The sequence below is a fragment of the Agromyces humi genome, from assembly GCF_009720255.1.
Classification (GTDB): Bacteria; Actinomycetota; Actinomycetes; order Actinomycetales; family Microbacteriaceae; genus Agromyces; species Agromyces humi.
Genome location: NZ_WJSP02000010.1, coordinates 1 through 21,200 on the forward strand (window position 1 = coordinate 1; position 21,200 = coordinate 21,200).

The 21,200-nt window shown below is 69.8% G+C and carries 19 protein-coding genes; 6 read left to right on the top strand and 13 right to left on the bottom strand.

The window, feature by feature from the left end:
• Window positions 1-10: 10 nt before the first annotated feature.
• Window positions 11-1,525: an APC family permease gene (locus GH736_RS02250; protein WP_159599859.1), complete on the bottom strand. Its 1,515-nt coding sequence runs from the start codon at window positions 1,523-1,525 to the stop codon at window positions 11-13.
• Window positions 1,526-1,571: 46 nt separating this feature from the next.
• Complete coding sequence (locus GH736_RS02255; protein ID WP_159599861.1) at window positions 1,572-3,002, bottom strand: NAD(P)H-quinone dehydrogenase; 1,431 nt, start codon at window positions 3,000-3,002, stop codon at window positions 1,572-1,574.
• 85 nt (window positions 3,003-3,087) lie between these two features.
• On the opposite strand from GH736_RS02255, the gene GH736_RS02260 reads away from it, so the two are divergent.
• Both GH736_RS02260 and GH736_RS02265 read left to right on the top strand, forming a co-directional pair.
• Complete coding sequence (locus GH736_RS02260; RefSeq protein WP_159599863.1) at window positions 3,088-3,915, top strand: purine-nucleoside phosphorylase; 828 nt, start codon at window positions 3,088-3,090, stop codon at window positions 3,913-3,915.
• A 9-nt stretch (window positions 3,916-3,924) separates the two neighbouring features.
• Window positions 3,925-5,631: a phospho-sugar mutase gene (locus tag GH736_RS02265; protein ID WP_159599865.1), complete on the top strand. Its 1,707-nt coding sequence runs from the start codon at window positions 3,925-3,927 to the stop codon at window positions 5,629-5,631.
• A 31-nt stretch (window positions 5,632-5,662) separates the two neighbouring features.
• Here the strand turns inward: GH736_RS02265 and GH736_RS02270 are convergent, their stop codons facing one another.
• From GH736_RS02270 to GH736_RS02320, 11 genes are all read right to left on the bottom strand, one after another.
• Window positions 5,663-5,947 carry a PTS sugar transporter subunit IIB gene (locus tag GH736_RS02270; RefSeq protein WP_159599867.1) on the bottom strand — a complete coding sequence of 95 codons (285 nt, stop codon included), beginning with the start codon at window positions 5,945-5,947 and terminating at the stop codon, window positions 5,663-5,665.
• Complete coding sequence (locus GH736_RS02275; RefSeq protein ID WP_159599869.1) at window positions 5,944-6,417, bottom strand: PTS sugar transporter subunit IIA; 474 nt, start codon at window positions 6,415-6,417, stop codon at window positions 5,944-5,946. Before GH736_RS02275 ends, GH736_RS02270 begins: the two co-directional genes overlap by 4 nt.
• A gap of 52 nt (window positions 6,418-6,469) precedes the next feature.
• Window positions 6,470-7,591 carry an adenosine deaminase gene (locus tag GH736_RS02280; RefSeq protein WP_235933802.1) on the bottom strand — a complete coding sequence of 374 codons (1,122 nt, stop codon included), beginning with the start codon at window positions 7,589-7,591 and terminating at the stop codon, window positions 6,470-6,472.
• A 147-nt stretch (window positions 7,592-7,738) separates the two neighbouring features.
• On the bottom strand, window positions 7,739-9,046 hold the full coding sequence (locus tag GH736_RS02285; protein WP_159599871.1) for a thymidine phosphorylase: 1,308 nt from the start codon (window positions 9,044-9,046) through the stop codon (window positions 7,739-7,741).
• Complete coding sequence (locus GH736_RS02290) at window positions 9,043-9,462, bottom strand: cytidine deaminase (RefSeq protein ID WP_159599873.1); 420 nt, start codon at window positions 9,460-9,462, stop codon at window positions 9,043-9,045. Before GH736_RS02290 ends, GH736_RS02285 begins: the two co-directional genes overlap by 4 nt.
• 65 nt (window positions 9,463-9,527) lie before the next feature.
• Complete coding sequence (locus tag GH736_RS02295; protein ID WP_407922319.1) at window positions 9,528-10,817, bottom strand: ABC transporter permease; 1,290 nt, start codon at window positions 10,815-10,817, stop codon at window positions 9,528-9,530.
• Window positions 10,814-12,202, bottom strand: a complete 1,389-nt coding sequence (locus tag GH736_RS02300; RefSeq protein ID WP_159599875.1) for an ABC transporter permease — start codon at window positions 12,200-12,202, stop codon at window positions 10,814-10,816. Before GH736_RS02300 ends, GH736_RS02295 begins: the two co-directional genes overlap by 4 nt.
• Entirely contained in the window at window positions 12,199-13,716 is a 1,518-nt protein-coding gene (locus GH736_RS02305; protein WP_159599877.1) for an ABC transporter ATP-binding protein, read from the bottom strand. The genes GH736_RS02300 and GH736_RS02305 overlap by 4 nt, the downstream gene beginning before the upstream one ends.
• A gap of 164 nt (window positions 13,717-13,880) precedes the next feature.
• Complete coding sequence (locus tag GH736_RS02310) at window positions 13,881-14,975, bottom strand: BMP family lipoprotein (protein ID WP_235933803.1); 1,095 nt, start codon at window positions 14,973-14,975, stop codon at window positions 13,881-13,883.
• Window positions 14,976-15,177: 202 nt separating this feature from the next.
• Complete coding sequence (locus GH736_RS02315) at window positions 15,178-16,248, bottom strand: BMP family lipoprotein (protein WP_159599881.1); 1,071 nt, start codon at window positions 16,246-16,248, stop codon at window positions 15,178-15,180.
• 27 nt (window positions 16,249-16,275) lie between these two features.
• Window positions 16,276-17,400, bottom strand: coding sequence for a mannose-1-phosphate guanylyltransferase (locus GH736_RS02320; protein WP_159599883.1), 1,125 nt, complete (start codon window positions 17,398-17,400; stop codon window positions 16,276-16,278).
• Between the two features lie 227 nt (window positions 17,401-17,627).
• Here GH736_RS02320 and sdhC point away from each other — a divergent pair, with 227 nt between their 5' ends.
• From sdhC to GH736_RS02340, 4 genes are read left to right on the top strand one after another with little or no spacing between them, the layout of a single operon-like run.
• Window positions 17,628-18,050 (top strand): succinate dehydrogenase, cytochrome b556 subunit, encoded by a 423-nt coding sequence (sdhC, locus tag GH736_RS02325; RefSeq protein WP_159599885.1) that lies wholly within the window; start codon window positions 17,628-17,630, stop codon window positions 18,048-18,050.
• A 14-nt stretch (window positions 18,051-18,064) separates the two neighbouring features.
• Window positions 18,065-18,511, top strand: coding sequence for a succinate dehydrogenase hydrophobic membrane anchor subunit (locus GH736_RS02330; protein WP_159599887.1), 447 nt, complete (start codon window positions 18,065-18,067; stop codon window positions 18,509-18,511).
• Window positions 18,512-18,518: 7 nt separating this feature from the next.
• The gene (gene sdhA, locus GH736_RS02335) at window positions 18,519-20,327 is read left to right on the top strand and encodes a succinate dehydrogenase flavoprotein subunit (protein WP_159599889.1); all 1,809 of its coding nucleotides are present in this window, start codon (window positions 18,519-18,521) and stop codon (window positions 20,325-20,327) included.
• 1 nt (window position 20,328) lies between these two features.
• Window positions 20,329-21,087 carry a succinate dehydrogenase iron-sulfur subunit gene (locus tag GH736_RS02340; RefSeq protein ID WP_159599891.1) on the top strand — a complete coding sequence of 253 codons (759 nt, stop codon included), beginning with the start codon at window positions 20,329-20,331 and terminating at the stop codon, window positions 21,085-21,087.
• Window positions 21,088-21,200: the final 113 nt, after the last annotated feature.

A 21,200-nucleotide genomic window follows, 5' to 3' on the forward strand; every position in this document is an offset into this window, starting at 1 on the left:
GCCCGCGGCGTCAGTCGGCCGTGGGCGCACCCTGCGGCGTCGGCAGCTCGACCTCGCTGACGCCGGCGTCGCCCCACCGCGAGCGGCGGCGGCCGTAGAGCAGGTAGATGACGATTCCGATCACGAGCCAGACGAGGAACCGGACCCACGTCAGGGTCGTCAGGTTGAGCATCAGCCAGAGGCAGAGCACGGCCGAGATGATGGGCAGCACCGGCGACCACGGCACCCGGAACCCTCGGGGCAGGTCGGGTCTGGTGCGACGCAGCACGACGATGCCGAGGCTCACGAGCACGAACGCCGACAGCGTGCCGATGTTGATCATCTCCTCGAGCAGCCCCACGTCGGTGAACGCGGCCACCACGGCGACGACGGAGCCGCCGATGATCTGGATGCGCGCCGGGGTCTTGGTGTGCTCGGTCGTCTTGGACAGCCAGCGCGGCAGGAGGCCGTCGCGGCTGAGCGCGAAGACGATGCGCGAGAGCCCGAGCAGGAGCACCATGATGACGGTCGTGAGACCGACGAGCGCCCCGATCGAGATCACCGCTGAGGCCCAGTCCTGGCCGACGAGTCGGAACGCCGTGGCGAGCGACGGGGTCTCCTCCTCGGCCAGCTCCGTGTACGAGACCATGCCGGTCATCACGATCGACACCAGCACGTACAGGGCGGTCACGATGGCGAGCCCGAGGAAGATGCCGCGCGGCAGTCGCTTCTGCGGCTCGCGCACCTCCTCCGCGCTCGTGGCCACCACGTCGAAGCCGATGAACGCGAAGAACACGAGCGACGCAGCGGAGAGCAGGCCGAAGATGCCGTACTGGGCGGGCTCGGCGCCGGTCGCCCACGAGAAGAGGGACTGCGCCCAGACGTCGCTCGAGCCGCCCTCGGTGGGCACGGACTCGGGGATGAACGGCACGTAGTTCGCGGCGTTGATGAAGAAGAAGCCGACGACGATCACGAACAGCACGATCGCGACCTTGATGATGGTGAAGACCGAGCCCACACGAGCGGTGAGCTTCGTGCCGGCGACGAGCAGGGCGGTGAAGACGGCGACGATGAGGAACGACGGCCAGCTCACCTCCAGTCCGGCGATCTCGATGGTCGCGGGGAACGGGATGCCGACGGCGAGCAGTGCCTCGCCGAGGTAGACGCCCCAGTACTTCGCGATCACGGCCGCGCCCGTGAACATCTCGAGGATGAGATCCCAGCCGATGATCCACGCCAGGAGCTCCCCCATGGTCGCGTACGTGAAGGTGTAGGCGCTGCCCGCGACCGGCACGGTGGACGCGAACTCGGCGTAGCACATGATCGCGAGCCCGCACGTGAGGGCGGCGAGGATGAACGAGATGGTCACGCTGGGACCGGCGAAGTCCGCCGCCGCCTTCGCACCGACCGAGAAGATGCCGGCCCCGACGGCGACGGCGATGCCCATCAGCGCGAGGTCCCACGTGCCGAGCGAACGCCGCAGGCTCCGCTCGTGGTCTGCAGCGTCGGCCATCGACGCCTCGACGGATTTCACTCGCAGATTCATGGTTCCCCCGAGCCTCCGCGCGGTGCCCCCGCAGCGCCGCGTCGTCTCAGCGTACGACGTGCATGGCCCTCGCGGCATCCGTCAGCGAACCGGTCAGCGACGGATAGATCGGGAACGCCTCGGCGAACTGGTCGACCGTGAGCCGGTGTTCCACGGCGAGGGTGAGCGGGAAGATCAGGTCGGAGGCGCGGGGCGCGACGATGACGCCGCCGATGATCGCGCCCGAGCCGTTCGAGGCGAACAGCTTCACGAACCCGTCGCGGATGCCCATCATCTTCGCGCGGGGGTTCGACGCGAGGGGCAGCTTGTAGATGACGCCCGGCACGACGCCCTCCTCGATGTCCTTCTGCGTCCACCCGACCGTCGCGATCTCGGGCTGCGTGAAGATGTTGGAGGTGATGTTGCGCTCCTCAGGCGGGTCGACGATGTCGCCCATCGCGTGGAACACCGCGGTGCGCCCCTGCATCGACGCGACCGACGCGAGCGGGATGTAGGTCGTGCAGTCGCCGGCGGCGTAGATGTTGGGGATGGACGTGCGCGCGACCCGGTTGACCCGGATGTGGCCGCTGTCGGTGAGCTGCACCCCGGCCTCCTCGAGGCCGATGCCCGCCGTGTTCGGCACCGAGCCGACCGCCATGAGGCAGTGGCTGCCGCGCACCTCGCGCCCGTCGGTCAGGGTCGCCACGACCCCGTCGCCGTCGCGCACGACCGACTCGGCCCGCGACTTGTTCAGCACCTTCATGCCGTTGCGCTTGAAGACCTTCTCGATGACGGTTGCCGCGTCGGCGTCCTCACCCGGAAGCACCTGGTCGCGGCTCGAGATGAGCGTCACCTTCGAGCCGAGCGCGCGGTACGCCGATGCGAACTCGGCGCCCGTGACGCCCGAACCGACCACGATGAGGTGCTCTGGGATCTCGGGCAGGTCGTACAGCTGCGTCCACGTGAGGATGCGCTCGCCGTCGGGCACGGCCGTGGGGAGGATGCGGGGCGTCGCGCCGACGGAGATGACGATGGTGTCCGCCTCGATGCGGTCGAAGTCGGTGCCGCCCTTGGCCGTCGCGACGATGATCGCGTTGGAGCCGTCGAGCCGACCCTCGCCCTGCACGAGGTTCACCCCGGCGTCCATGAGGTTCGAGCGCATGTCCTCGGACTGCTGGGCGGCGAGCCCCAGGAGGCGCTTGTTCACCGCCGCGAGGTTGATGGCCACGCTCGGCTTGACCGCCTTGTCGGACTGCCCCTTGGCGTAGAACTGCACGCCGAGGTCGGCCGCCTCCTTCACGGCGTTGGAGGCCTCGGCCGTGGCGATCAGCGACTTCGAGGGCACGACGTCGGTGAGCACCGCGGAGCCGCCGACACCCGCTCGTTCGATGAGCGTCACCTCGGCTCCCAGGCGGGCGCCCGCGAGCGCGGCCTCATATCCGCCGGGTCCTCCTCCGAGGACGGCGATCCGTTGCGTGCGCTCGAACTCGTAGGCCATGCTCACATTCTGTCGTATGTGCGCGGCGAGCCAGCAAACGAGCACGCGCCAGCGGCGGCATCCGCGCCGTCATTAGAGTGGTGGGATGCACGGTGCCAACCCGCTCGACGACCCCACAGCCGACCCCTTCGCCATCGCCGCCGATGCCGCGGCGAGGATCGCGGAGCTCACGGGGGTCGAACGCCACGACGTCGCCCTCACCCTCGGCAGCGGGTGGGGCCGAGCGGCCGACCTCATCGGCGAGACGACCCACACCATCCCCGCCACCGAGGTGCCCGGCTTCTCGAAGCCCGCCCTCGAGGGACACGTGGGCACCCTGCGCTCGGTGTCGCTGCCCAACGGCAAGCGCGCCCTCGTCATCGGCGCGCGCACGCACTACTACGAGGGGCACGGCGTGCGCCGCGTCGTGCACTCGGTGCGCACCGCCGCCGCAACGGGTGCGACGACGATGATCCTCACGAACGGTGCCGGCGGCATCCGCGAGACGTGGACGCCCGGCACGCCGGTGCTGATCAGCGACCACATCAACCTCACCGCCGACTCCCCGCTCGAGGGTGCTACGTTCATCGACCTCACCGATCTCTATTCGCGGCGACTCCGCGACCTCGCGCGTTCGATCGACCCCTCGCTCGACGAGGGGGTCTACTGCCAGTTCCGCGGGCCCCACTACGAGACCCCGGCCGAGGTGCAGATGGCCAAGGCCATCGGCGGGCACATCGTCGGCATGTCGACCGCGCTCGAGGCGATCGCGGCGCGCCAGGCCGGCATGGAGATCCTCGGCATGTCGCTGATCACCAACCTCGCCGCCGGCATCCAGCAGACGCCGCTCAGCCACGAGGAGGTCATCGAGGCCGGTCGTGCCGCCGAGTCCGTGATCTCCGCCCTGCTCGCGAAGATCGTCGCCGAGCTCTAGGAGGGACGGATGCCGCAGACGAACGCCGCCGACGCCGAACGACTCGCCCTCGCCGAGGCCTGGATCGCACAGGACCCCGATCCCGAGACCCGCGCCGAGCTGGCCGCCCTCGTCGAGGGAGCACGTACCGGCGATGCTCGAGCCGCCGCCGACCTCGCCGACCGCTTCGACGACCGGCTCGCGTTCGGCACCGCCGGGCTCCGCGGCGAGATCGCCGCCGGCCCCAACCGCATGAACCGCGTGCTCGTGTCGCAGGCGGCAGCCGGCCTCGCCGCCTACCTGGTCGAGCGCGCCGAGCCCGGCGAGACGCCCTCGGTCGTCATCGGCTACGACGGACGCAAGAACTCCGCCGTGTTCGCCCGCGACTCCGCCGAGATCATGGCCGGTGCGGGGTTGCGCGCCCTGCTGCTGCCGACGCTGCTCCCGACGCCGGTGCTCGCGTTCGCCGTGCGCCACCTCGCCACGTCGGCCGGCGTGATGGTGACGGCGTCGCACAACCCGCCCAACGACAACGGCTACAAGGTGTACCTGGGCGGCAGTGATCACGGATCGCAGATCGTCGCGCCCGCCGATGCCGAGATCGCCGCGCACATCGAGCGCGTGGCCGCGAGCGCGACCGTGCCGCAGCTGCCGCGTGGCGCCTTCGAGACGGTCGGCGAAGACCTCCTCGACGAGTACATCCGCCGCACCGCCCTCGTCGCCGAGCCGCCCACCGCCCAGCCGCGGGTCGTCTACACCGCGATGCACGGCGTCGGCTGGGCGACGGCGGCCCGCGTCTTCGCGGCGGCCGGCTTCGATGCGCCCGCGCCGGTGGCCGCCCAGATCTCCCCCGATCCCGCGTTCCCGACCGTCGCGTTCCCGAACCCCGAGGAGCCGGGCGCGATGGACCTCAGCTTCGAGGAGGCGCGCGCGGTCGACGCGGAGCTCGTGATCGCGAACGACCCCGACGCCGATCGGCTCGCCGTCGCCATCCCCGACCCTCGCGCCGAGGGCGGCTACCGACGCCTGAGCGGCAACGAGGTCGGGCTGCTCCTCGGATGGCGGGCCGCCCGTCGCGCCGCCGGCGCCTCGGGCGACTCGGGGGCGAACGGCGCGCTCGCCTGCTCGATCGTGTCGTCTCCGGGGCTCGAAACGGTCGCGCGCGCCTACGACCTCGACTTCGAGGCCACCCTCACCGGGTTCAAGTGGATCTCCCGTGCCCCCGGGCTCGTGTTCGGCTTCGAGGAGGCGCTCGGCTACCTCGTGAATCCCGACACCGTGCGCGACAAGGACGGAATCTCCGCCGCCGTGGCGTTCCTGTCCCTGGCAGCCGAGCTGAAGGCGGAAGGCCGCACGGTCGCCGACCACCTCGACGAGTTCGTCGAGCGGTTCGGTTGCTTCGCCTCGACGCAGGTGTCGCTCCGCGTCACCGACCTCTCCCGTATCGGCGCGATCATGGCGCGGCTCCGGGCCGAGCCGCCCGCCTCCGTCGGCGGCATCCGCGTCGAGCGCATCGAGGACCTGGCCGACGGCTTCGGTGCGCTCCCGCCGTCGGACGTGCTTCGCATCCTGTTCGAGGGCGGCGCCCGCGTGATGGTGCGGCCGAGCGGCACCGAGCCCAAGCTCAAGGTCTACATCGACGCCGTGGGCGCCGAGGGCTCGGTCGACGAGCGCCGCGCAGCGGCATCCGCCGCCGTCGAGGCACTCGAGGCCGGGATGCGCCAGCTCACCTCGTGAGCCGACCGGCGCATGAGCCGGCCCTGGCTGCTCAGCCCAGCGAGGCCTCGAGCTTCGCGCCGATCTCCTCGACGTCGAAGTAGTTGACGACCTCGACGACCTCCGCGAAGCTGCGCCCGATGGCCTGGCGCACGGCGGCGGCGAGCTCGGTCGAGGTGATGATCACCTGGGCGTCGGCCGCGGCATCCGAGATGCCCGCGAGATCGCTGGCGCTCACGTCGGCGCGCAGTCCGAGCCGATCGAGTGCGCGCTCGGCGTTGACCTTCAGGATCGCGGACGTGCCCACGCCGGCGCCGCAGACGGCGACGATCCTCATGCGTCGGCGCCCTCGACCGGGCCTGCTTCGACGCCGAGCAGGCTGCGGACCTCATCGGCCGACGTCGCGCGCGCGATGCGGCCCACGATGCCGCTGTCGTTGAAGGCGTTCGCGAGCCGAGCGACGGATGCCACGTGGTCCTCGGCGTTGGACACCGCGAGCCCGACGACGACGCGCACGGGATCGTTGTGCGGATGCCCGAACGGCACCGCCTCGGCGAGCGTGACGACCGCCAGGCCCTCGCGCCGCACGTCGGGGCCCGGACGGGCGTGCGCCAGGGCGAGGCCAGGGGCGATGACCACGTATGCGCCGAACTCCTCGATGACCGCGATCATGCGATCGGCGTACTCGGACCGGGTCGCTCCCGAACGCGTGAGCGCGCGACCGGCCTCGCGCACGGCGGCGCGCCAGTCGTCGGCTCGGGCTCCGATCACCACGGCGGTGTCGGGGAGCGAGGGGATGGTCGTCATTGGGGGGTCCGTTCAGGGCGCGTGGAGTCGCGACGAGGCCTCGCGGCGTCGGTCAGGCTTCGTCGAAGCCGTCCTGGATGAGCTCGGCGAGCTCCTCGCGGTCGTCGAGGGGAAGGAAGGCGGATGCCGCAGCATTGAGCTGGAACGTCTCGAAGTCGTCGAGGTCGTACCCGAACGCGTCGCTGAGGAGCGAGAGCTCCCGGGTCAGCGACGTGCCGCTCTGGAGGCGATTGTCGGTGTTGACTGTGACCCGGAACCCCAGCTGGTACAGCAGGTCGAACGGGTGGTCGACGAGCTCGTCGCCCCAGGCGGCGATCGCGCCGGTCTGCAGGTTCGACGAGGGGCTGGTCTCGAGGGCGATCTCGCGGTCGCGCACCCACTGCGCGATCGGTCCGAGCGAGACGTAGGTGTTCTCGTCGTCCTGACGCTCGATGGTGAGGTCTTCCGCGATGCGCACGCCGTGCCCGAGGCGCAGGGCGCGTCCGTCGAACAGCGCGCTGCGGATGGACTCGAGCCCGTCGGCCTCGCCGGCGTGCACGGTGACCGGGAAGAACTGGGAGGCGAGGAAGTCGAAGGCGGTGCGATGGCGGGCAGGCAGGAACCCGGCCTCTGCCCCCGCGATGTCGAACCCCACCACGCCGCGATCGCGATGGCGTACGGCCAGCTCCGCGATCTCGAGTCCGCGGTCGGCGTGGCGCATCGCGGTGACCAACTGGCCGGCGCGGATCGACTGCCCCTGGTGCCGCGCGTCGTCGATGCCCTGCTCGATGCCGTCCTGGACCGCCTCGACCGCCTCGTCGAGGGTGAGCCCCCGCGCGAGGTGCTGCTCGGGCGCCCAGCGGATCTCGCCGTAGATCACGCCGTCGGCTGCCAGATCTTGCACGAATTCGCGGGCGACGCGCTGCAGGCCCGCCCTCGTCTGCATGACTCCGGTCGTGAGGTCGAACGTCTTCAGGTACTCGACGAGCGAGCCGGAGTTCGACTGCTCGGTGAACCATGCCGCGAGCGACTCGGCGTCGGACGCCGGCACCTCGAGGCCGACCTCGTCGGCGAGCTCGAGGAGCGACTGCGGGCGCAGGCCGCCATCGAGGTGGTCGTGCAGCGACACCTTCGGCAGCGCCTGGATGCTCGTGCCGTCGCCCTCGAGGCGGTACTCCGTCGGAATCGTGTTCACGTGTCCACGATAGCGGCGCGCCCCCCGCGAAGTCTCGGCAATCTCGAAGCTGGTCCGAGCCGTTCGGGCCACCGATCGGACGCGGGTGCGCTAAGCCGGAGGGGGGTTGCGGTGGCCGTGCGCGGCCCAGGGCCGCCGTCGGCCGGTCTAGCGGTCGCGCCCGATGCGGTCGGCGATGAGCGGGCCGCCGTCCTCGACGGCCTCGCCGGCATCCCCGATGCGGTAGGCCCCCTGCACGGCCTCCAGCGCACGCGCGAACCGGGCGGGCTCGTCGGCGTGCAGCGTGAACAGCGGCTCGCCCGCGCGCACCGCGTCGCCCGGCTTCGCATGGAGCTCGATCCCCGCGGCGTGATGCACGGGATCCTCCTTGCGCGCACGCCCGGCGCCGAGGCGCCACGCGGCGATGCCGAAGGGCAGCGCCTCCTGCGTGACGAGCACGCCGTCGCGATCGGCGGTGACCACGTGCTGCTCGCGGGAGACGGGCAGCGGCGCATCGGGATCCCCGCCCTGCGCGGCGATCGCCCGACGCCACGTGTCCATCGCCCGGCCGTCGTCGAGGGCACCCTCGACGTCGGCGTCGTGCACGCCGGCGAGCTCGAGCATCTCGCGGGCGAGGGCGACCGTGAGCTCGCGCACGTCGGCAGGACCGCCACCGGCGAGCACCTCCACCGATTCGCGCACCTCGTTGGCATTGCCGATGGTGAGGCCCAGCGGCACGTTCATGTTCGTGATGAGGGCCGACGTGGCGACGCCGGCGTCCTCGCCGAGTTCGACCATCGTTCGGGCGAGCTCCCGCGAGCGCTCGATGTCCTGGAGGAAGGCGCCGGACCCGAACTTCACGTCGAGGACGAGCGCGCCGGTGCCCTCGGCGATCTTCTTCGACATGATCGACGAGGCGATGAGCGGGATGGCCTCGACGGTGCCCGTGATGTCCCGCAGCGCGTAGAGCTTCTTGTCGGCCGGTGCCAGCCCCGACCCGGCGGCGCAGATGACCCCGCCGACGTCGCGGAGCTGCGCGAACATCTCGTCGTTCGTGAGGTCGGCGCGCCATCCGGGGATCGACTCGAGCTTGTCGAGGGTCCCGCCCGTGTGGCCGAGCCCCCGCCCGGAGAGCTGCGGCACGGCGACACCGAAGGTCGCGACGAGCGGCATGAGCGGCAGGGTGATCTTGTCGCCCACCCCGCCGGTCGAGTGCTTGTCGGTCGTCGGCTTGCCCAGGCCCGAGAAGTCCATGCGCTCGCCCGACGCGATCATCGCCATCGTCATGTCGCGGATCTCGCGACGCGACATGCCGTTCAGGAAGATCGCCATGGTCATCGCGGACATCTGCTCGTCGGCGACGTAGCCCCTCGTGTAGGCGTCGATGAGCCAGTCGATCTCCGCGGTGTCGAGCTCGTGGCCGTCGCGCTTGGCACGGATGAGGTCGACGGCGTCGAATGCCTCGACGGTGCTCATGCGCCCGCCCCCTTGAACTCGGTCAGCTGGCGCGGACCGAACGCATCGGGCAGCACCTCGTCAATCGTCTTCACGCCCGAGACCGTCTCGAGGAGCATGCCCTCGGCCGAGTGCTCGTAGAGGAGCTGCCGGCACCGACCGCACGGCATCAGCGTGTTGCCGTGCCCGTCGACGCACGAGAAGGCGACGAGCTTGCCGCCGCCCGACATCACGAGCGCGGAGACGAGCGAGCACTCGGCGCAAAGCGTCACGCCGTACGAGGCGTTCTCCACGTTGCATCCGCTCACGACCCGGCCGTCGTCGACGATCGCCGCAGCCCCGACCGGGAACTCCGAGTACGGCACGTACGCCTTGGCCATGGCCTCGCGCGCGCGGTCGCGCAACGAGGCCCAGTCGATCGCATCCGTTGCGGTCATGGTGCTCCCCCGTTCAGGATCGGCTTTCGGTGAGATGACGGATGCCGCGACGACGCGGCATCCGCTCAGGACTTGATGTACGGCTTGCCGGCCGCGGCCGGCCCCCGCACCTTGCCGACCAGGCCGGCCACGGCGAAGATCGTCACGACGTAGGGCAGCATCAGCATGAACTCGCTCGGCACCGGCGACCCGATGACCGACAGGGTGTTCTGGAGGTTGGAGGCGAAGCCGAACAGCAGCGCCGCGAGCGTGGCCTTGATCGGATCCCACTGGCCGAAGATCACGGCCGCGAGCGCGATGAAGCCCGCGCCGGCCGTCATCTCCTTGTTGAAGGCGATGCCGGAGCCGATCGTGAAGAACGTGCCGCCGAGGCCCGCGATGGCGCCGGCCAGCGCGACGTTCCAGAACCGGGTGCGGTTCACCTTGATGCCGACCGTGTCGGCCGCCTGCGGGTGCTCGCCCACCGCCCGGAGGCGGAGGCCCCACTTGGTGTGGAAGAGCCCGAAGTAGACGAGGGCGACCGCGACGTACATGAGGTAGACCACGAGAGTCTGGCGGAACAGCACGGGCCCGATGATCGGGATCTCGCTCAGCACGGGGATCGGCAGTCGCTCGAACCGCGGCGGCGTGTTGAGTGCGGCGGCGTTCGGCGCGAGGACCTGCGAGAAGAAGAAGCTCGTGAGGCCGACGACCAGCACGTTCAGGACAACGCCGACGATGACCTGGTCGACGAAGTACTTGATCGCGAACGCCGCGAGCACCATGCCGACGAGCATGCCCGCCACCATCGCCGCGATGAGCCCGAGGATCGGCTGGCCGGTGATCGACGCCACCACCGCGGCCGTGAACGCACCCGCGAGCAGCTGGCCCTCGATCGCGATGTTGATGACGCCGACCCGCTCGCCGAGCACGCCCGCCAGCGAGCCGTAGATGAGCGGCACGGCGAGGCTCAGCGACCCGAAGAGGAGGCCGATGACCGGGATCGCCGCACCGGATGCCGCCCACGTGAGGAAGCCGAACATGAACAGGACCGCGAAGACGACGACGAGCCAGACCGGCACGCGCCGCTTCGATGCCACGAGCATGGCGGAGTACGCCGTCGCGAGCGCGAGCAGCACGATGGTGATCCAGAGGGTCGGCATCGTCGGCACGGTGATCTCGGGAAGCTGGATGACATCGGACTGGGTCGACAGCCGGAAGGTCGTGTCGCCGTCCTGCGGCGCGAACACGGCCAGGGCGATGGCGAGGAGCGTGAAGATCGCGAACGCGATCGGCGCCTTCCAGCTCGTGACGACGGTCGTGTCGAGTGCGACGACCTGGGGCGCGGGAGCGGGGTGCTGCACGGCGGTGCTCACTTCGCCTTCACCTCCTGCGTGACGTTCGGGACGGGCCTGCGCTTCGGCGACGCCGGGTCGGGCAGGCGGAAGATCGTGCGCACGAGCGGCGGCGCCGCGATGAACAGCACGATGAGCGACTGCACCACGAGCACGATCTCGATCGGCACGCCCTCGGCGGCCTGCATCGAGAAGCCGCCGGCCTTGAATGCGCCGAACAGGATGCCCGCGATGAAGATGCCCCACGGCGTCGACCGTCCGAGCAGGGCGACGGTGATCGCGTCGAAGCCGATGCCGGCGTCGATGCCGGCCGTGAACCCGGTGGTGACGGTGCCGAGCACCTGGCTGACGCCCGCGAGGCCGAGCAGCGCGCCGGAGATGAGCATCGCGTAGATGTACATGGACGGCACGTTGATGCCGGCGACGCGCGCCGCGTTCGGGTTCTCGCCGACCGCGCGGAACCGGAAGCCGAGGCTCGACCGGCTGAGGATCCACCAGACGATGACCGTGGCGACGACGACGAGGATGAAGCCGAAGTGCAGGTTGAACTGTGGTCCGAGGAGCGCGGGGAAGATCGCGGTCTCCTTCATTGCCGGCGTCTTCGGGTTGCTCGAGCCCGGCGCCTGCAGGAGACCGGGAGTCCGCAGCATCCACGAGACGAGGTAGAACGCGACGTAGTTCAGCATGATCGTGACGATCACCTCGTGCGCGCCGGTGCGCGCCTTGAGGGCGCCCGCGATGCCCGCCCAGAGCGCGCCGCCGATGAGGCCGCCGAGCAGCGCGACCAGCATGTGGATGCCCCACGGCAGGTCGAATCCGAACGCGAGCCAGCCGGCGACGGATGCCGCGATGAGCATCTGGCCCCGGCCGCCGATGTTGAACATGCCGACGCGGAACGCGAGGCCGACGCCGAGACCACCCGCGATGAGCGGCGTCGCGAACGTGAGCGTCTCGGTGAGCGGGCGGATGCCCGAGATGAAGTCGTCGCGCCGGAAGTTGTAGACCGAGCCCTGGAACAGTGCCGAGTACGCACCCGAGACGGACTCCCAGATGGCGAGGAACGTGTCACCGGGACGGGCGAAGAAGTAGCCGCTGGCCTCCTGCACACGCTCGTCGGTGAACGCGATCATGATGGCGCCGACGAGCAGGGCGAGCAGCACGGCGAGCACGGAGATGATGGCGTTGCCGGTCGTGATCTGGTGGAGCGTCGAGTGCCAGCGCGACGGCGGCGGCACGTCGGTCGGCTGCGCGGCGACGGCACCGCCCGCGGTGGCTCGTGCGTCCTCCTCGGCGCCCTCCGTCTCGGGCGAGACGGCGCCGGGCTCCTCGATGGCGATGTCGGCGTCGAGGTCGGCCTTCGACGACCCGGTCGGGCCGACGGCGTCTGGCTGGCGGGGGTCGCTCATGCGGCGGCTCCTTCTGCGGGGTGTTCGCCGGCCATCATCAGGCCGAGCACGTCGCGTGGCGTGTCGCCGGGGACGATGCCCACGATGCGGCCGCGGTACATGACCATGATGCGGTCGGCCAGGGCGACGACCTCATCGAGCTCGGTGGACACGACGACCACGGGGACGCCCGAGTCGCGGGTCTCGACGATGCGCTTGTGGATGAACTCGATCGAGCCGACATCGACGCCGCGGGTGGGCTGTGCGGCCACGAGCAGGCGCAGGTCTCGGCTGAGCTCGCGGGCGAGCACGACCTTCTGCTGGTTGCCGCCGGAGAGCTGCCGCACCTTGGAGTCGATGCCCTGCGTACGGACGTCGAACTCCTTGACCTTGTCGCGGGCGAAGTCGGCGAGGGCGCCGCGCTGGATGCTGCCGCCCCGCACGAACGGCGCACCGTCGCTGCGGTCGAGCATGAGGTTCTCGGCGATGGTGAACTCGCCGACCAGGCCGTCTTCGGTGCGGTCCTCGGGTACGAATCCGACGCCGGCGTCGAGGATGCGCTTCACGCTGGAGGAGCCGAGCTCGATGCCGTCGATCCTGATGGAGCCCTGGACCCGCGGCTGCAGGCCGAGGAGCGCTTCGGTCAGCTCGGTCTGCCCGTTGCCCTGGACGCCGGCGATCGCGAGGATCTCGCCGCGGCGCACCTCGAAGCTCACGTCGTTGACGACGAGCTGGCCGATGGGATCGATCACCGTGAGGCCCTGCACCTGGAGGGCGGCGTCACCGAGCGTCGGCTCCTCCTTGTGCACCGTGAGCTCGACGGCGCGACCCACCATGAGCGAGGCGAGCTCGGCGTTCGTCGCCGTCGGGGATGCCTCGCCGACGACCTTGCCGAGGCGGATGACCGTGATGCGGTCGGCGACCTCGCGCACCTCGCGCAGCTTGTGGGTGATGAAGACGATGGAGGTGCCGGTCTGCTTCAACTGGCGCATGATGCCCATGAGCTCGTCGGTCTCCTGCGGCGTGAGCACGGCGGTCGGCTCGTCGAAGACGAGGACCTTCGCGTCGCGCGAGAGCGCCTTGATGATCTCGACGCGCTGCTGCACGCCGACCGGGAGGTCGTCGACGAGCGCGTCGGGGTCGACGTCGAACCCGAACCGCTCGGAGATCTCGCGCACCTTCGCGCGTGCAGCGGGGAGGTCGAGCCGGCCGCCGAGCTTCGTCTCCTCGTGCCCGAGCATGACGTTCTCGGCGACCGTGAAGACGGGGATGAGCATGAAGTGCTGGTGCACCATGCCGATGTGGGCCGCCATGGCGTCGCCCGGGCCGGCGAAGTGCTGGACCTGGTCGTCGAGCAGCACCTCGCCCTCGTCGGCCTGGTACAGGCCGTACAGGACGTTCATCAGCGTCGACTTGCCTGCACCGTTCTCGCCGAGGAGGCAGTGGATCTCTCCGGCCTCCACGGTGAGGTCGATGTGGTCGTTCGCGACCAAGCTGCCGAATCGCTTCGTGATGCCGCGAAGTTCGAGCTTCATGTCCCCGATCCTACTGAGGTGGCTGCATCCGTCGGAGATGCTGCGCGAAAGTTGAGAGTGCCGGAGAGGGGTTGCGCAGATGTTGCGCGTTCCGCTCCGAAGTGCGCCGGGACGCCGATCGGGGAGGTCGGCTCGCGCCGACCTCCCCGATCAGAGCGTCGTTCCTACTTGGAGAGGTAGGACTTGACCTCGACGTCGCCCGCGATGATCGCGGCCTTGAGGTCGTCGAGCTCGCCCTGGAGCGTCGAGGGGACCTTCGACTCGAAGTCGTGGAACGGGGCGATGCCCACGCCCTCGTTCTCGAGCGTGCCGACGAACGGGGTGTTGTCGAACTCGCCGTTGCCAGCTGCGATGACGGCCTCGTACGTGCCGACGTCGATGCCCTTGAGGATCGAGGTGAGCATGAGGTCGGCGACCGACGGGTCGGTCTCGGTGAAGTCGGCGTCCACGCCGATCATCGCGATCTCACGGCCGGAGTCGCGGATGGCCGCTGCAGCCGACTGGTAGATCGGACCGCCGACGGGCAGGAGCACGTCGACGTTCTGGTCGATGAGGCCCTGCGCGGTGTTGCGCGCGGTGTCGTTGGCCTCGAAGCCACCGGTGAAGAGGCCGTCGGTGCCGTCCCAGCCGAGGACCTGCACGTTCGTGCCCTTCTCGGTGTTGTGGTAGTCGACGCCCTGCTTGAAGCCGTCCATGAAGATCGAGACGGTCGGGAAGTTCATGCCGCCGAAGGTGCCGACGATGCCGGTCTTCGAGTAGTCGGCGGCCGCGTAGCCGGCGAGGAACGCCGCCTGGGCCGTGTCGAAGATGATCGGCTTGATGTTGTCGGAGTCGGTCGTGCCGTCGAAGTCGTTGTCGACCACGTCGTCGATCGAGACGTACTCGATGTCGGGGTTGGCGGTGGCGGACTCACCGGCGGCCGCGGCGAGCGCGAAGCCGACCGTGGTGATGAGGTTGCAGCCCTGGTCGACGAGGTTCGTCAGGTTGGGCGCGTAGTCGGTCTCGGAGTCGGACTGCACGGTGACCGGCTCGACGCCGAGCTCGTCGGCGGCCTTGGTGAGGCCCTCGAACCCGAGCTGGTTGAACGACTTGTCGTCGAACCCGCCCGCGTCGGAGACCATGCAGGGGAGGAAGTCGGATGCCGCCGCCCCGTCGGTGGAGCCCGAGTCCTCGGGCGCGGATCCGCAACCGGCGAGCAGCACGGCTGCGCCGAACATCGCAAGACCGCCGAGGGCGGCCTTCCTGGTCGTGACCTTCACTGTGTCCTCCAAAGACTGCGCCCCGACCGTCGCGGGGACTCGTTGAGTCACGTTACCGAATGTTGCGCCCGCCACCCGGGCCCCAGCCGCCCGGGACCTGCAATGGTTATGAAGACGCGACATTCTGCTCATATGAGCAGCGATCTACTCCCCCGCACGGGGGCCAGACCCGCGGGCGGGACGGCTCGAATTGCGCTCGGCGTCAGCGCGAGCCGGGCGAGCTGGGCGAATCGACCACGAGCTCACCCGCGATGATCGCCTGTCGCAGCCCCTCGATCTCACCGTCGAGTTCGGGCGTCACGAGTCCGGCGAGGTCGTGGTAGGGCGCGATCTCGACCCCGCCGTTCTCGAGCGTGCCCACGTAGGGCTCGTTCGAGAACGAGCCGTCCTGCACGGCGCCGACGATCTCGACCATCGCGTCCTGCGTGTTCTTCAGCACGCTCGTGAGCAGCACCGGGCGGAACTCGGGCGACAGCGACTCGTAGCCATCGCTGTCGACCCAGATCACGGAGACCCCGCCGCGCTCGAGCGCCGCAGAGGCCGCGCCCTCGCCCACCTGGCCCGCGACCGGCAGGATCACGTCGGCGCCCTGGTCGATGAAGCCCTCGGTGAGCGCCTTGCCCTTGTTGATGTCCTCGAAGTCGCCGGTGAAGGCGCCGTCCTGCTTCGCCTTGTCCCATCCGAGCGCGCGCACGGCCGTGCCGTGCACCTCGTTGTACTTCGCGACGCCGTCGACGAACCCGTCCATGAAGAGGGTGACCGGGGGCTGGTTGCCGCCGCCGAAGGTGGCCACGACTCCGGTCTTCGACACCCCGGCGGCGAGGTACCCCGCGAGGAACGACGCCTGCGCGGTGTCGAAGACCACGGGCTTGACGTTCTCGCCGTCGACGGTCTCGTCGACGATCGCGAAGGCGAGGTCGGGGTTCGCCTCGCCCTGCTGGAGCGTCGCCTCGGCCAACTCGTAGCCCACCGTCACGATGAGCTCGCAGCCGGAGTCCACCGCCTGCTGCACGTTGGGTTCGAGGTCGGTCTCACCGGTCGAGACGATGGCCTCGGCATCGACGCCGAGCTCGTCCTCCGCCTGCTGCAGGCCCTCCCAGCTCGACTGGTTGAACGAGCGGTCCTCGAGCCCGCCCGAGTTCGTGACCATGCGCACGCACCCCGCGTCGGGCGCCTGCGTGCCGCCCGACTCGGGTGCGGGCGCACAGCCCGCGAGCATGACGGATGCCGCGACGAGCGCCGCCCCATTGCCGAACCACCGTCGTACCGACATCCGCAGCTCCCGTTCCTCGTGTGATCGCTAGAGCACGTCGCTCGAACCGCCGAGCCGCAGCGCGTCGACGACGGCCTTGACGCGCTGGGCGTGCTCGCTCGTGGTGACGAGGAGCGCGTCGGGCGTGTCGACCACGACGATATCGTGCACGCCGATCAGGCTGATGACCCGGTTCGCGCGACTCACCACGATGCCGCTCGACGCGTCGGCCAGCACTCGGGCATTCTCGCCGAGGATGGCCAGCTCACCGGAGCGCCCGGCCGTGTTCAGCTTGGCGAGCGACGCGAAGTCGCCCACGTCGTCCCACTGGAAGTGGCCGCGGATCACGGCGAGGCGACCCGCCGCGGCCGCCGGCTCGGCGACGGAGTAGTCGATCGCGATCTTCTCGATGGTCGGCCAGATGCGGTCGACGGCGGGCCCGCGCGTGGCGGGGTCGTCCCAGGCCGCGGCGAGCTCCAGGAGCGCATCGTGCAGTTCGGGCTTCGTGCGCGCGAGCTCCTCGAGCAGCGTCGAGGCCTTCGCGATGAACATGCCGGCGTTCCACAGGTGGTCGCCGCCGGCGAGATAGCGCCGTGCCGTCTCGAGGTCGGGCTTCTCGACGAAGTTCGAGACCGCCTCGACACGTTGGGCACCGTCGACCTCGATGGGACCGCCGCACTCGATGTAGCCGAAGCCCACCGCCGGCTCGGTGGGGGTGATGCCGATCGTCACGATGTAGCCGGCTCGGGCGGCGGCCACCGCATCGGTGACGGCGGAGCGGAAGAGGGCGTCGCCCGAGATCACGTGGTCGGCCGCGAACGAGCCGATCACCACGCCCGGCTCTCGGCGCTCGAGGATGGCCGCGGCGAGCCCGATGGCGGCGGTCGAGTCACGCGGCTCGCTCTCGAGCACGACGTTCGCATCCGCGAGCTCCGGGAGCTGCTCCTCCACGGCCGCACGGTGGGCGCGGCCGGTGACGACCATGATGCGCTGCCCGCCCGAGAGCGGCGCGAGCCGATCCCACGTGTCCTTCAACAGCGTCTGGCCGGAACCGGTCAGGTCGTGCAGGAACTTCGGCGCGTCCGCCCGGGACAGCGGCCACAGCCTGGACCCGACGCCGCCGGCGGGGATGACGCTGTAGAAGCCGTCGAGGGGAAGGGATGCATCGGACATGGGTCCGAGGATACCGGGCCGCGTGTTTCGGCCGGGGGTCGCGCGTGCGACCGGGGGTCGCGCGCGCGTCCGGCATGCGGCATCCGCTCGACGAGGTCTCTCGACATCGAGACAGTTAGGCAGCCCTAAGCGGCGTCGTGATCGGCTCGGGACTACACTCGAACCGGGCCGTGCGCCCGTCATGCCCTCATGTCCGGGGCCAATCACACAGCCAGGGAGGGTTGTTCATGCCAGAGACCTCGGCAGGAACCCTGACCGCATCCGGGAAGCCGGCGAAGCAGAGGCCTGGCGGCACGCTGTATCGCGGCCGAGAGGGAATGTGGTCGTGGGTGCTGCACCGCATCACGGGTGTCGCGATCTTCTTCTTCCTCCTCGTGCACGTGCTCGACACGTCGCTCGTGCGGGTCAGCCCCGAGGCCTACAACGCGGTCATCGGCACCTACCAGACGCCCATCATGGGCCTCGGCGAGGTGGCACTCGTCGGCGCGATCGTCTTCCACGCCTTCAACGGCCTGCGCATCATCCTCGTCGACTTCTGGACGTGGGCCACCCGGCACCAGAAGGTCCTCTTCTACGTGGTCATCGCCCTCTGGGTCGTGACCATGCTCGCCTTCGTGCCACGGCACCTGATGAACGTCTTCAGCCACTGAGGAGGCCCAGGGACATGACTGCCATCGAAGCGCCTCGCACTCCCGCACGCCCCGCCCGCAAGCGTGGCGTGAACTGGGAGAAGTGGGGCTGGATCTACATGCGCGCCTCGGGCGTGGTGCTCCTCGTGCTCATCTTCGGGCACCTCTGGGTGAACCTCATCGACGGCGAGGGCATCAAGGCCATCGACTTCGGGTTCGTCGGCGGCAAGTGGGCGCAGCCGTTCTGGCAGTGGTGGGACGTACTGATGCTCTGGCTCGCACTCATCCACGGCGCCAACGGCATGCGCACCATCGTGAACGACTACACGAACCCGGGCACGGTGCAGAAGGTGCTGAAGGGCGCGCTGTTCGCCGCGGCAGCCGTGCTGATCGTGCTCGGCACCCTCGTGGTCTTCACGTTCGACCCGTGCCCCGCGGGCTCCCCCGCCGACCTGCTCCCCTCGTTCTGCCCCGCCGTCTAGGAGACCTGTGAATCCCGAGAGCGCCCACGTCGAGACGAAGATCGTCGACGGCGTCCACTACCACCAGTACGACATCGTCATCGTCGGCGCCGGCGGCGCGGGCATGCGGGCGGCCATCGAGGCCGGCCCAGGTGCGCGGACGGCGGTCATCTCGAAGCTCTACCCGACGCGGTCCCACACGGGCGCGGCGCAGGGCGGCATGGCCGCCGCCCTCGCCAACGTCGAGGAGGACAGCTGGGAGTGGCACACCTTCGACACCGTCAAGGGCGGCGACTACCTCGTCGACCAGGACGCCGCCGAGATCCTCGCCAAGGAGGCCATCGACGCGGTCATCGACCTCGAGAACATGGGCCTGCCGTTCAACCGCACGCCCGAGGGCAAGATCGACCAGCGGCGCTTCGGCGGCCACACGCGCGACCACGGCAAGGCCCCGGTGCGCCGGGCGTGCTACGCGGCCGACCGCACGGGCCACATGATCCTGCAGACGCTGTTCCAGAACTGCGTGAAGCTCGGCATCGAGTTCTATAACGAGTACTACGCGCTCGACCTCGTGATGACCGAGGTCGACGGCGTCGAGCAGCCGTCGGGCATCGTCGCCTACGAGCTCGCCACCGGCGAGCTGCACGTCTTCCAGGCCAAGGCGATCATCTTCGCCACGGGCGGCTTCGGCAAGATCTACAAGACCACCTCGAACGCGCACACCCTCACCGGCGACGGCGTCGGCATCATCTGGCGCAAGGGCCTGCCGCTCGAGGACATGGAGTTCTTCCAGTTCCACCCGACCGGCCTCGCCGGGCTCGGCATCCTCCTCACCGAGGGCGCGCGCGGTGAGGGCGCGATCCTCCGCAACGCCTCGGGCGAGCGGTTCATGGAGCGCTACGCCCCCACCATCAAGGACCTCGCCCCGCGTGACATCGTCGCCCGCTGCATGGTGCAGGAGGTGGCCGAGGGTCGCGGCGCCGGCCCGCACAAGGACTACGTGCTCCTCGACTGCACGCACCTCGGCGCGGAGGTGCTCGAGACGAAGCTCCCCGACATCACCGAGTTCGCACGCACCTACCTCGGCGTCGACCCGGTGTACGAGCCCGTCCCGGTGATGCCCACCGCGCACTACGCGATGGGCGGCATCCCGACCAACGTCGCCGCCGAGGTGCTGCGCGACAACACCACGGTGGTGCCCGGTCTGTACGCCGCCGGCGAGTGCGCGTGCGTCTCGGTGCACGGCTCCAACCGCCTCGGCACGAACTCGCTGCTCGACATCAACGTCTTCGGCAAGCGCGCCGGCCGCAACGCGGTCGAGTACGTGCAGACGGCCGATTTCGTGCCGCTGCCCGACGACCCCGCCGGCGACATCCGCCGCATGCTGCAGCTGCTCCGCGACTCGAACGGCACCGAGCGGATCGCCGCGATCCGCAAGGAGCTCCAGGACGAGATGGACAAGGGTGCGCAGGTGTTCCGCACCGACGAGTCGCTGGCGCACGTCACGAGCGTGATCGCCGGGCTGCGCGACCGCTACCGGAACATCGCCGTGCAGGACAAGGGCAAGCGGTTCAACACCGACCTCCTCGAGGCGGTCGAGCTCGGCTTCCTCCTCGACCTCGCCGAGGTCGTCGTCTTCTCGGCTCGCAATCGCAAGGAGAGCCGTGGCGGCCACATGCGCGACGACTTCCCGAACCGCGACGACGTGAACTACATGCAGCACACGATGGCCTACCTGTCGGGCGACGCGCACTCCTCGCTCGCCGACGATCACATCCGGCTCGACTGGAAACCCGTGACCATCACCCGCTACCAGCCGATGGAGAGGAAGTACTGACGTGACCACCGCCACGCTCGAGGCCCAGTCGACGGATGCCGCCATCCAGTCGTTCACCGTCACATTCCTGATCCGCCGCTTCGACCCCGACGTCGACACCGAGCCGCGCTGGCAGGACTTCGACGTCGAGATGTACCCCACCGACCGCGTGCTGGACGCCCTGCACAAGATCAAGTGGGAGCAGGACGGCTCGCTCACGTTCCGCCGCTCCTGCGCGCACGGCATCTGCGGCTCCGACGCGATGCGCATCAACGGGCGCAACCGGCTCGCGTGCAAGACGCTCATCAAGGACCTCGACATCTCGAAGCCCATCTACGTCGAGGCGATCAAGGGCCTGCCGCTCGAGAAGGACCTCGTCGTCGACATGGAGCCGTTCTTCGCGAGCTACCGCGAGGTGCAGCCGTTCCTCATCGCGAACTCCACCCCCGAGGCCGGCAAGGAGCGCATCCAGTCGATCGCCAAGCGCGAGATCTTCGACGACACCACGAAGTGCATCCTGTGCGCCGCGTGCACCTCGTCGTGCCCCGTGTTCTGGACCGACGGCCAGTACTTCGGGCCTGCGGCCATCGTCAACGCGCACCGGTTCATCTTCGACTCGCGCGACGACGCGGCATCCGTGCGGCTCGACATCCTGAACGACAAGGAGGGCGTGTGGCGCTGCCGCACGACCTTCAACTGCACCGATGCGTGCCCCCGCGGCATCGAGGTGACGAAGGCGATCGCCGAGGTCAAGCAGGCCATCATGCGCGGCAAGCCCTGAGGCGCTGACACGGACCACGACGAAGGGCCGGTGCGATGCACCGGCCCTTCGTCGTGGCACCGGCAGGCGGTTCCCCCTGCGCCGTGCCGGGCGGTCCGACCCGGCGGGGCGTC